The organism is Clostridium sp. HMP27, assembly GCF_000765165.1.
Taxonomy (GTDB): domain Bacteria; phylum Bacillota; class Clostridia; order Clostridiales; family Clostridiaceae; genus Clostridium_AK.
Genome location: NZ_JMFY01000008.1, coordinates 87,695 through 98,726, shown reverse-complemented (window position 1 = coordinate 98,726; position 11,032 = coordinate 87,695). Strand labels below are relative to the sequence as shown.

The window sequence follows — 11,032 nt, the reverse complement described above, 5'->3', positions numbered from 1 at the left end:
GGGCTGTTAGGCCCGCAGGATTTTAAGTCCTGTGCGTCTGCCAGTTCCGCCACTTCGGCACATAAGCTTTTGCCGTCTCACGACATAAATTATTATATCTCACGCTTCTACATATGTCAACACTTTTTTTGAAAAAATATAAAAGAGGCTGTAAAGCCTCTAATTTACTAGTAACTAGAACTCTTTCTGTATCCTCTACTTCTTGAGTCCTGATTCTTTTTTACATCTTGAAGTCTTTCTTCACTATCCTTTAAGAATTTCATCATTCTGTCTTCAAAATCCTTAGGTGATGGTTTTTCCTTTTCTCTCTGCCAATCGATTTCCATAGGTTTCACTGATTTTTTTTGTGGTGTCGCCTGCTTTATTGATAAACTTATTTTACCACTTTCATCTACAGAAATTACTTTAACCTTAACTGTCTCTTTTTCTTTTAGATAACTTCTGATATCTTTCACATAGCTATCTGAAACTTCAGATATATGCACCAATCCAGTTTTGCCTTCAATTTCAACAAAAGCACCAAAATTAGTGATGTTTACCACTGTACCCTCTAGTATGTTTCCTGCCTTTAAGGTCATATTAAAAAAATTCCTCCTTAAAATAAATGTATAATAAATTTAAGATATAACTATTTGTTGCTTATCACAGGAATTTCTCCCTCTTTTATAAGATTCAGTTTTTCTCTCGCTAGCTTTTCAATATACGAATCACTTTTTGACATCTTAACCTCATCTTGGAGCTTTTGATTTTTTTCCTGTAGATTTTCAAGTTCGGTCTGCCTTTGAATAACTTGCTTTTTTATATTGCCTATTATAATTTGTTGATTTACAAAAATATAACCTGCATATATAAATAAAAAGAAAAATAATAACTTTTTAAAATTCACATTCTTTTTCATAGATAAAAAATAATTCCTTTCTTAATTATATTTTATCCCTCTATTATATTCTAATGTGATTTTAATGTTTCTTCAAGTAAATTTTATAATTTAACATTATTTTTTTCTTTTAATAGTGTATAACAAAACATCAACGGGAAACAATAGGATGTTTTTAGAAACTCTTAAAAGTTTACCCACACCTCTCAGTATTTTGTATTCTATAGATAAAATTACTTTACTTAAAAATCTTAAATATACATATATGCCCAGTGCTATTAGTAAATAAACGTAAAATCCTATATATGCATAGTTTGTAAATAGTAAAAATATAAAGACTACTACACTTGAAAATATCCAAAATAGCATGTCTTCTATGAATGTTAGTATTTTATTAGTTCGTTCAAATCCCCTTATTATTCTATAAATATCAAATAGTATTCCCGTGAGAATTCCTGAGGCAAAACTAAATATTACTAATTTTAATTGATGACTAATAGAAATTAACATACACTACCTCTACTTAAATAGTTTTGAAAGTAACTTTTCTTTTTCCTTTTTATTTTCTTTATTCACATATATACAAGAATTTACAATACCATTTATAATAACATCCCCATTTTGTACATCTAGCTTATTCATCTTTAGCCCTTCCCCTTTTATGTTTAAAGTTCCAAGTGATGTATTTAGTATTATCTGATCTTCATTAAAGCTTACAACCTCTACCACGCCACTTAAAGTCAATCTTTTTCTATTTTCTAAATTCAAACTGCTTTTTCCCTCTATCTTAATTTCCTTTTTTTCCATACAATTCACCTCCAACTTTTATAATATTATATATGCTTTTTTTTAATTTTATAGTACAAAAATAAGGCATAGAATATATAAATACATTCTATACCTTATTGTTATTAACTCTCATTATTCTTCTGTATCTTCTTCCCCAGCTATAATTTCATACATGCTTTTAGCATTTTCTTTACTTACATGTTCTGCAACATTAATTATTCGGGCCTTCAAGGACTTATCCGCATATTTTATTTCGATAATATCATTTTCCTTTATATCTGTACCAGGTTTAGCAACTTTATTATTTATGTATACTCTTCCATTTTCACAAGCTTCTTTCGCAACAGTTCTTCTTTTTATTATTCTTGAAACCTTTAAATACTTATCTAATCTCACTTGCTCTCCTCCAATAATACAAAAAACCTAGATTTTCACCCAGGTTTTTATGAATATAAATACGTCTATTATTTATTAACTTTATCTTTAAATTCCTTACCAGCTTTAAATACTGGAACTGTTGATTCAGGTATTTGTATTTCTTCTTTAGTTTTTGGGTTTCTACCAACTCTTGCTGCTCTTTCTCTTGTTTCAAAAGTTCCAAATCCTACTAACTGAACCTTTTCACCTTTTTCTAAAGCTTCTTCAACACTTTCTATAAATGCCTTTAAAGCAACCTCTGCATCTTTCTTAGTTAGTTTGGATTTTTCAGCCATGCTTGTAATTAATTCTGATTTGTTCACTTTTGTTTACCTCCTTAAATATGAGTATGCTATAAAGTAGCATATTCTTCGTTAATTTAAAAATTCCTTCTTTTTATTGCAGTTTTTTAAGAAAAAGCTATTTTTTTGTTTTTGCTTCATCCCATAATAAGTCCATTTCCTGCAACGTCATGTTTTCTAATTTTAAACCTTTATCAATCGCTGTTTGTTCGATATGACTAAAACGATTAATAAATTTATCTATAGTATAATTTAATGCAAACTCAGGGTCTATGTCAAGAAATCTTGCTACATTTACCACAGAAAATATTAAATCTCCAACTTCTTCTAGTATTTTTTCCCTATTATTATTTTTATATACATCTTTTACCTCATAAAATTCCTCTTTTACTTTATGAAATGCATCCTCTATTTTATCCCAATCAAACCCTACCTTAGCAGCTTTTTTTTGAACTTTTTCAGCTCTTATAAGAGCAGGCAAGATTTTTGCTATGTGCTTCATTTCTTCTGTATAGGTTTTGAATCCCTTTTCTTTTTTCTTTATTTTATCCCAATTATCCAGTACTTCATTTGAATTTTCTACATCTACTTCTCCAAATACATGTGGATGTCTATCTATCATTTTATTACATATAGATTGTATTACATCATTTATATTAAAAAATCCTTCTTCATTTCCTATTTCGGCATGAAATACAACCTGAAGTAATACATCCCCTAATTCTTCTATTAACATATCATCATTTTTATTTTCTATAGCTTCTATAACTTCATAGCTTTCCTCTAGAAGGTACTTCTTAAGACTTTCGTGGGTCTGTTCCCTGTCCCAAGGACATCCACCTTCCCCTCTTAAAGTTTTCATAACTTCTAGCAAATCATAAAAATCCTTATTATTATCTAAATCCTTAGGGATATATACCGATGTTAAATAATCTATTTCCTCTTGTCTATCTAACTCATACAAAGGAATTTCTCTAACTATCTCTAAATTTTTCACCCCTGCTGCCCTTATAAAATATATTTTTGTATCATCCTTATAATAATCCAGTAAGGCTAATTTTATTTCAGAAGCTATAAACTTATTATAAACTTGCGTTATTATAACTCCACTTCTTTTATCTAATAGTTGATTATTTATATCAAATGCATCTATAATTTTAATACCTTCTATAGGATCTATCGTTAGACTTTCCATAATTGCATCAACAAAACTCACTGCAGGAAGCAGGTTATATTCTATATTAAGACTTTTACACTTTTCAATAAGAATACTTACAGACTTCTCAGCAACCAATGGATGTCCTGGCACAGCATACACAATCTGCTTATATTTAGAATGGCTTATTATAAGTTCTTCTGCTATAGAGTTATAAACTTCATCAAAACTTTTACTATTTTCATACTTATCATCAAAAGTATTATATGCTATGTTCAAATCATCAAGATACTGCACAGTAGGATGCTTAAAGGTTCTTAAAAATATCTTTTCTCCGCTTTTCAGAGTTTCTATCGCACCCAAAGTTAAAGCATTTTTATCTCCTGGACCTAAGCCTATGATTTTTATCATTACAATTCTCTCCTTTTGTCTCCTTTTAGTCTTTCTCTTACGTACTTATAGCTCATTATTTTAAATATTATAACCAGTATACTATATATTAATAACCCAGAAAATATCGATATTATACATGCAAGCCCATTACTAAGAAATAAATTAAAACTTTTCTCATATATAAATATTACTGCTATTGTCATCAAAACTGACGCATATGCTGGTTTTATTATTATATCATAGTAATTTATGTTAATGCCTAGAGACTTTTCTAAAGTTCTTACATTCATAATTGAAGATATGATATATCCTACTGTAGTACCTATAATCGCCCCATAAATGTTTATATGAGATATAGGAACCAACATAAATGTAATTATAAATTTTATAATACATCCAACCATTAGATTTCTTACTGGTGTTATATATTTATCTACACCCTGCAAAATAGATGTAGAAGTTTGAAATATCACTATAAATGGTATTGAAATAGATAAATATCTTAGTATAGGATACCCATCACTATGTCCTGGAAACACTAGCGATAAAATTGGTTCTGCTAATACAAAAAGGCCTAAAAATGACGGTATTGCTACAACCATGGAAAACTTCATAGCAGTTTCTATCTTGTTTATAAGCTCGCCTCTTCTATTAAGTATAAAGCATTCAGTTATTATAGGCACTAAACTTAAGCATAGTCCCATAGATACCGTTAAAGGTACGTTAACTAATACAAATGCCTTGCCAGTTAGTTGCCCATATAGTATAGTTGCTTCCTTCCCACTCAATCCCGCCTCTAGAAGCTTTCTAGGCACCAAGAAAGAGTCAATTAAACTCATTATGCTTATAACCGTAGCTCCTACAGATATAGGTATAGCTGTTAATAATAATTTGTTTAATACTTCTAGATTGCTTCTCACTTTTCTTATTTTTAATTCCTTTTTAACTTTGGTGTATTTATAAAATAGATATATAGTTCCAAATATTCCTCCTGCTGTTGCTCCAAAAGCTGCTCCCCCTGCTGAATATTCTATTCCCTTAGGTAAAAGCAGTATAGCAAGCCCTACCCCAAACACTACCCTTCCAGCTTGCTCTATAAGCTGTGACCATGCAGTAGGAGTCATATATTGAAGCCCCTGAAAAAAGCCTCTAAATGCACTCATTAGCGAAATAAACATAGGTGCTAACGCTATCCCTAATAAAGAATAATATGATTTGGCTTCCCAGCCAAAAATATTTACCAATCTCTTAGAAAAAATTAAAAGAAAAGCTGTAAATCCTCCCCCTATTATAAACATTACTAAAATAGACTTCCTGAACACTTGGATAATTCCTTCCATGTCTTGAACTGCTCTTCTTTCTGATATTAACTTGGAAATAGCTACAGGTATTCCAGATGCCACAGCAATAAAAAAAGTATATAGTGGATATGACATTTGATAATACCCAATTCCCTCATCACCAATTAGCATTATTAGTGGCCATCTAAAAAATATACCCAAAAACTTTGCTACAAGCCCTGCAGTTGCTAGTATAAATGTACCTTTTAACAAAGAATGTGTTTTCATTTCCCCAACCTCTCTGAAATCATTCTAACTATTATTTATTTTAGTTTGGCAAATATTATTACTTTTATTGAATATTTATTTTAAATTAGTCAATAATCCTTTATGAACAAAAAATAATAAATGGCAGACACGCTGCCATTTCAATACTAAAATATTTTGTCATTTATTGTTCCATTTGTTTACCTAAGAAGGATGATGCAGTTTCTGCTAATTTTATTTCCACATCCCCAAACTTTTTCCCTTCTTCCTTAGAAACTATAATAACAGCACCAATTGCATCTCCTTCAGCTATTATAGGTGAAATTACTTGAGACGTATATCTACCATCTACATCATCATCTGAATTTAAAGGTATAAACTGACTTGCATCAGCTAAAGAAACTGTTTTTCTTTCTTCAATAATTTTTTCTAATTCTTCACTTATCTTTTTATCTATGTATTCCTTTTTAGGAGCTCCACTCACAGAAACGATACTATCTTTATCACATATAATAACTACATTTCCTATAACTTGTTGTAGCGATTCTGCGTAACCCTTTGAAAATTCACTTAACTCTCCTATAGGGGAATATTTTTTAAGTATTACTCCACCTTCTCTATCTGTAAATATTTCTAATGGATCTCCTTCTCTTATTCTTAATGTTCTTCTAATTTCTTTTGGAATAACTACTCTTCCCAAGTCATCTATACGTCTTACAATACCTGTAGCTTTCATGCTGCGTTACCTCCCTTAAATTGATACTTGCTTGATACAAGTTGTATTAATATTATCTTTCTATTTATGAAATTTTATACACATTTGTAATTAAAAAAGCATATATCCTCCTTAAATTCTTTTTTCCAAAAAAATACTTTAAGAAAGCCATATGCCTCTTTAAAAAATTATATTAAGTTTTTTTCATACTTTTCAGTTTCAATTTTACCTGACTTTTTCCATTCTTCTACCTTATTAGTAAAGGCCTTTTGCTTTTGGTCATCAAGCAATTCCTTTTTTATTTGTTCTTTAACTTCCTCAAAGCCCTTGAATTCTACAGCTTCCTTATCTGCAAGCTTTATAATGTGGTATCCAAATTGACTTTTCACTATTCCGGATGTTTCGCCTTTATTTAATTTTACAACAGCATCTGCAAAAGGTTTAACTACACCAGAATACTCCATTTCTCCTAGGTCTCCACCTTTTTCCTTGCTTCCATCTACTGAAACTTCCTTTGCTACCTTTGCAAAGTCCTCTTTTTTATCTAATCTTTCTTTAACCTTTTTAGCTTCTTCCTCAGTTTTTACTAATATGTGTGATGCATGGAACTTAGCTGGTTTCTTTAAAAATTGATATACATTTTCATCATAATACTTTTTTGCAGTAGCATCATCTACTTTTACATCTTTAGCAATTTGATCATTTATCTTTTCTATAACTATTTGCTTTTTATAAAAGTTTCTTAAGATTTCTTCTGTAGTTCCTATTTTCTTTAATTCTTCTGCAAACTTATTCTTATCGTTAGCAAAGTTTTGTTTTATCATATCATTTATTGATTTATCTACTTGTTCCTTTATAGCAGCATCCTCAGGATTAATATTGTAGTCCTTAGCATGCTGAAGCACAAGCTTTTCTTGTATCATTTGATCTAAAACCTGTTTCTTGTATTCTACAAGCTGGTCCTTTATCTCTGCATTTGTACTATAGTTTTCACCATATTGAGCCTTTAATGCATTTAACTGTTCCGATAAAAGAGGATTTTCATCTAATTCTCCTCTAGTTATTTTTTCACTACCCACTTGAGCTACAGTACTTTTCTTTATTGCTTCAGGTGTCTTTTCCACCATACTACATCCTACAGTAGCAAAGGTACAAGCACCTATAATCGCTGCGGCAATTATTTTTCTTATGTTCATTATATTATTCCCCCATTTTTCATAATCTTTTTTCATTATAATAATTTTTAATATATATTGCAAATATTTTTACTGGTTTTTTATTGCTCTGTTGTAGATTAATTACCATTTTCCATTTCTTTCATAAATAAAATCAATTCTTTCACATTATCAAGCATTTCTTCCCTTTTTATTTGTGACATTTTTAATGCTATAATAGGCTTTTCTCCAAACTTAAACAATATATTTTTATTATATTTTGTTTTTATGCTTCCTCTTATATCTCCCGTCATATTTTCCATGCTTTGGAATTGAATTAATATCTCATCTTTTCTTTCCTTTATGTTTTCAATTCCTAATTCCTTAGCTATACACCTTATATAGGCTATATCAATAAGATTTTGCACAGAACTTGGTATATTGGAGAATCTATCTTCTAACTCATCTTGAACTTCAATCATATCTTCATAAGAATTTATAGCCGCTATCTTTTTATATACCTCTATCTTTTGAGTTTGATCATTTATATAACTTCCAGGTATATAAGCATCTACTTTTAACTCCACTGTAGTATCTACTGGTTCTTTATCTATTTCTCCCTTAAATTGTTTTATGGTATCTTCAAGCATCCTACAATATAAATCATATCCTATAGATGCCATATGTCCATGTTGGGAAGATCCCATCATATTACCTGCCCCTCTAATCTCCAAGTCCTTTAGAGCTATCTTAAATCCAGAACCTAATTCAGTAAATTCTTTAATAGCTTTCAATCTTTTTTCTGCTACTTCAGTAAGTATTTTATCTTTTCTATAAGTTAAATAACAATATGCAATTCGGCTGCTTCTCCCAACTCTCCCTCTTAATTGATATAATTGAGATAGTCCCATTTTATCAGCATCATATATTATCATAGTATTTACATTATGAATATCCATGCCTGTTTCAATGATTGTAGTCGCCACCAAAACATCGAATTCATTTTTCATAAAGTTTATAATGACTCCCTCGAGCTCCTTTTCATCCATTTGTCCATGTGCTACATCTACTCTTACCTCAGGCAGTAACTTTGATATATAAGATGCCGTTTCACTTATAGTTTCTACTCTATTGTATACAAAATATACCTGACCACCTCTATTTACTTCTCTTAAAATCGCATCTCTTATCAACTGATCATTGTATTCTACAACATAAGTTTGAATTGGATGTCTTTCTTCTGGCGGAGTTTCAATTACACTTATATCCCTTACTCCTACCAGGGACATATGAAGTGTTCTAGGTATCGGAGTTGCACTTAATGTTAAAACATCTACATTCTTTTTAAATTCCTTTATTTTTTCCTTATGCTTTACTCCAAATCTTTGTTCTTCATCTATAATTAAAATTCCTAAGTCTTTAAATTTAATGTCCTTTTGTAGTATTCTATGGGTTCCAATTAGAATATCTATATTTCCTTCTTTGACTGCTTTCATAGTTTCCTTTTGCTGAGCAGCAGTTCTAAAGCGGCTTAACATATCTATTCTTACTGGAAAATCAGAAAACCTTTGTATGAAGTTATTATAATGTTGTTGGGCAAGAATAGTAGTAGGAACTAAAAAAGCCACTTGCTTACCATCCATTACAGCTTTAAATGCTGCTCTTACAGCTACCTCAGTCTTACCATAGCCTACGTCTCCGCACAACAGTCTGTCCATGGCCTTATCCGATTCCATATCTCCTTTTATGTCTTCAATAGCTGTGATCTGATCTGGGGTTTCCTCATAAGGGAATTCCTCCTCAAATTGTTTTTGCCAAACTGTATCCTTAGAATAAGCATGCCCCTTCAAAGTAGAACGGAAAGCATATAATTTTACTAGATCCTCTGCTATTTCTTGTATGGACTTTTTAGCCTTACTTTTAGCTTTACTCCACTCGCTTCCACCAAGTTTGGTGATTTTAGGTACCTTTCCCTCTCCACCAACATATTTTTGCACTAAATCCAATTGATCAACCGGAACATATAATTTATCATCTGCAGTATATGTAAGTTCTAAATAATCCTTTGTATGTCCATCTATATTTAGCTGCTTGATTCCTTTATATACTCCTATTCCATGATTTACATGTACTACATAATCTCCAGGCTTAAGCTCCGTAAAGCTCTTTATTTTATTTATTCCTCTTTTAGAACTTCTTTTATTAAGGCCTTTCTTAGCTTCTCCAAATACTTCTTTATCGGAAATGATACATATTCTTAATGTTGGGTATTCATACCCCTTAATTTGACTTCCAAAGGTAACCACTACCTCTCCATTAACAATCTCATCTATCTTATCCTTATATACACTATCTATCCCCCTATCTCTTAATGTGTTTACAAGCCTTTCTCCTCTTGGCCTGGTACCAGAAAGAATAAGAGTTTTATATCCCCTTTGCTTTTTATCCTTTATATCTTCAATCAATAAATCAATTTGCCCTTGATAATTATGAAGAGTAATTTCAGTAAAACTTATTATAGCCTTAGGTGGCAATAATTTTACGGTTTTAGGAATAGAACTCATAGTTATTACACTATGTTGCTCTAAGGTATTCCAAATAACACTTTTAGGGATAAGTAATTCTCCTTGCTTTGGAAGTATATCTCCTCTTTGAAGGAAACCTTTATAATTTTCTTCAAATTCAAAATATACACTATTAAGTTTACCCTCACATCTTTGCACATCATCAATCATTATCATCCAATCTCTAAAATAACTCAAAAAGGATGTACTATCATCATAGAAATATGGTAAGTAACTATCAATAGCCTCAAAATTCCAGGTTTCCTTAAGAAATTCTAAGTTTTGATTTACTGTGGAACTTAATTTTTCTGCAGCCTCTTTGTTGTTTTTGCTTTTCAAGGTATCCATCATACCTTTTAAATCTGTTTCTATATTTTTGTATCCTCTTTCTATAGTCTCATTAGATAATATGATTTCTTTAGCTGGAAACACCTCTATTTTCTGTATTTTCTCAATACTTCTCTGAGATTCTGTATTAAAGCTTCTTATAGAATCTATCTCATCTCCAAATAGTTCAATCCTATATGGTTCTGCTGAAATAGGGGGATATATATCCATTATCCCCCCTCTTATAGAAAATTCACCCTTACTATCAACCACATCTACTCTTTCATATCCACATTGTATGAACTTTTCGCTAAGTTCATTAAAGTCAATTACATCACCCACTGAGAAATTATAGGTATATTCCTTATAAAGTTCATAGTCAATACAGCAAGCTGCTATGGCCTCAATGGATGAAACTATAACCTTCTTACTATTATCAATTATACTTTTTATTACCTTTAATCGTTCCCATCTGAGATCTCCTGAAATTGCATCTATATTATAAAAAACTATTTCTTTTGTTGGGAAATAGTATACTTCTGGCACATATAATAGTAAATCCTCATATATATTCTTAGCTTCTACATCGCTATGAGTTAATATTAAAAGAGATTTATCCATCTCAGCATATATTCCATTCATTACATAAGCTCTCGCCGATTCAGAAACCCCATACAACGCTATAGGAAACTTATTTTTATTTATACCATTTATTATATTTTTAAACTCTATACTATCTTTTAAAGGTTTCATTATACCTTTTAATCTCATTTATTTCACCTCAATAACTA

At 30.6% G+C, this 11,032-nt stretch carries 11 protein-coding genes; all 11 read right to left on the bottom strand.

All coding sequences use genetic code 11. The annotated features are described in order from the left end of the window. Positions 1–167: 167 nt before the first annotated feature. Positions 168–578: a S1 domain-containing RNA-binding protein gene (locus tag DP68_RS04880; protein ID WP_035306890.1), complete on the bottom strand. Its 411-nt coding sequence runs from the start codon at positions 576–578 to the stop codon at positions 168–170. 50 nt (positions 579–628) lie between these two features. Then, entirely contained in the window at positions 629–898 is a 270-nt protein-coding gene (locus DP68_RS04875; RefSeq protein WP_035306888.1) for a septum formation initiator family protein, read from the bottom strand. 96 nt (positions 899–994) lie between these two features. Further along, positions 995–1,387 (bottom strand): spore cortex biosynthesis protein YabQ, encoded by a 393-nt coding sequence (gene yabQ, locus DP68_RS04870; RefSeq protein ID WP_035306885.1) that lies wholly within the window; start codon positions 1,385–1,387, stop codon positions 995–997. A gap of 9 nt (positions 1,388–1,396) precedes the next feature. Continuing rightward, positions 1,397–1,684, bottom strand: coding sequence for a sporulation protein YabP (gene yabP, locus DP68_RS04865; RefSeq protein ID WP_035306883.1), 288 nt, complete (start codon positions 1,682–1,684; stop codon positions 1,397–1,399). A gap of 114 nt (positions 1,685–1,798) precedes the next feature. Then, positions 1,799–2,062 (bottom strand): RNA-binding S4 domain-containing protein, encoded by a 264-nt coding sequence (locus DP68_RS04860; protein ID WP_035306882.1) that lies wholly within the window; start codon positions 2,060–2,062, stop codon positions 1,799–1,801. Between the two features lie 68 nt (positions 2,063–2,130). Continuing rightward, positions 2,131–2,406 (bottom strand): HU family DNA-binding protein, encoded by a 276-nt coding sequence (locus tag DP68_RS04855; protein ID WP_035306879.1) that lies wholly within the window; start codon positions 2,404–2,406, stop codon positions 2,131–2,133. A 97-nt stretch (positions 2,407–2,503) separates the two neighbouring features. Then, positions 2,504–3,952 (bottom strand): nucleoside triphosphate pyrophosphohydrolase, encoded by a 1,449-nt coding sequence (gene mazG / locus DP68_RS04850; protein WP_035306876.1) that lies wholly within the window; start codon positions 3,950–3,952, stop codon positions 2,504–2,506. Further along, positions 3,952–5,502: a polysaccharide biosynthesis protein gene (locus DP68_RS04845; RefSeq protein WP_035306874.1), complete on the bottom strand. Its 1,551-nt coding sequence runs from the start codon at positions 5,500–5,502 to the stop codon at positions 3,952–3,954. The genes mazG and DP68_RS04845 overlap by 1 nt, the downstream gene beginning before the upstream one ends. 163 nt (positions 5,503–5,665) lie before the next feature. After that, the gene (gene spoVT, locus DP68_RS04840) at positions 5,666–6,217 is read right to left on the bottom strand and encodes a stage V sporulation protein T (protein ID WP_035306871.1); all 552 of its coding nucleotides are present in this window, start codon (positions 6,215–6,217) and stop codon (positions 5,666–5,668) included. A gap of 167 nt (positions 6,218–6,384) precedes the next feature. Next, the gene (locus DP68_RS04835; RefSeq protein WP_291547342.1) at positions 6,385–7,392 is read right to left on the bottom strand and encodes a peptidylprolyl isomerase; all 1,008 of its coding nucleotides are present in this window, start codon (positions 7,390–7,392) and stop codon (positions 6,385–6,387) included. A gap of 98 nt (positions 7,393–7,490) precedes the next feature. Then, complete coding sequence (mfd, locus tag DP68_RS04830) at positions 7,491–11,012, bottom strand: transcription-repair coupling factor (RefSeq protein ID WP_035306869.1); 3,522 nt, start codon at positions 11,010–11,012, stop codon at positions 7,491–7,493. Positions 11,013–11,032 lie beyond the last annotated feature (20 nt).

Excerpts from the sequence above, each read along its gene's own strand:
- DP68_RS04880 (WP_035306890.1), bottom strand. The coding sequence starts at position 578 with ATGACCTTAAAGGCAGGAAACATACTAGAGGGTACAGTGGTAAACATC.
- DP68_RS04875 (WP_035306888.1), bottom strand. The coding sequence starts at position 898 with ATGAAAAAGAATGTGAATTTTAAAAAGTTATTATTTTTCTTTTTATTT.
- yabQ (WP_035306885.1), bottom strand. The coding sequence starts at position 1,387 with ATGTTAATTTCTATTAGTCATCAATTAAAATTAGTAATATTTAGTTTT.
- yabP (WP_035306883.1), bottom strand. The coding sequence starts at position 1,684 with ATGGAAAAAAAGGAAATTAAGATAGAGGGAAAAAGCAGTTTGAATTTA.
- mazG (WP_035306876.1), bottom strand. The coding sequence starts at position 3,952 with ATGATAAAAATCATAGGCTTAGGTCCAGGAGATAAAAATGCTTTAACT.
- DP68_RS04845 (WP_035306874.1), bottom strand. The coding sequence starts at position 5,502 with ATGAAAACACATTCTTTGTTAAAAGGTACATTTATACTAGCAACTGCA.
- spoVT (WP_035306871.1), bottom strand. The coding sequence starts at position 6,217 with ATGAAAGCTACAGGTATTGTAAGACGTATAGATGACTTGGGAAGAGTA.
- DP68_RS04835 (WP_291547342.1), bottom strand. The coding sequence starts at position 7,392 with ATGAACATAAGAAAAATAATTGCCGCAGCGATTATAGGTGCTTGTACC.
- mfd (WP_035306869.1), bottom strand. The coding sequence starts at position 11,012 with ATGAGATTAAAAGGTATAATGAAACCTTTAAAAGATAGTATAGAGTTT.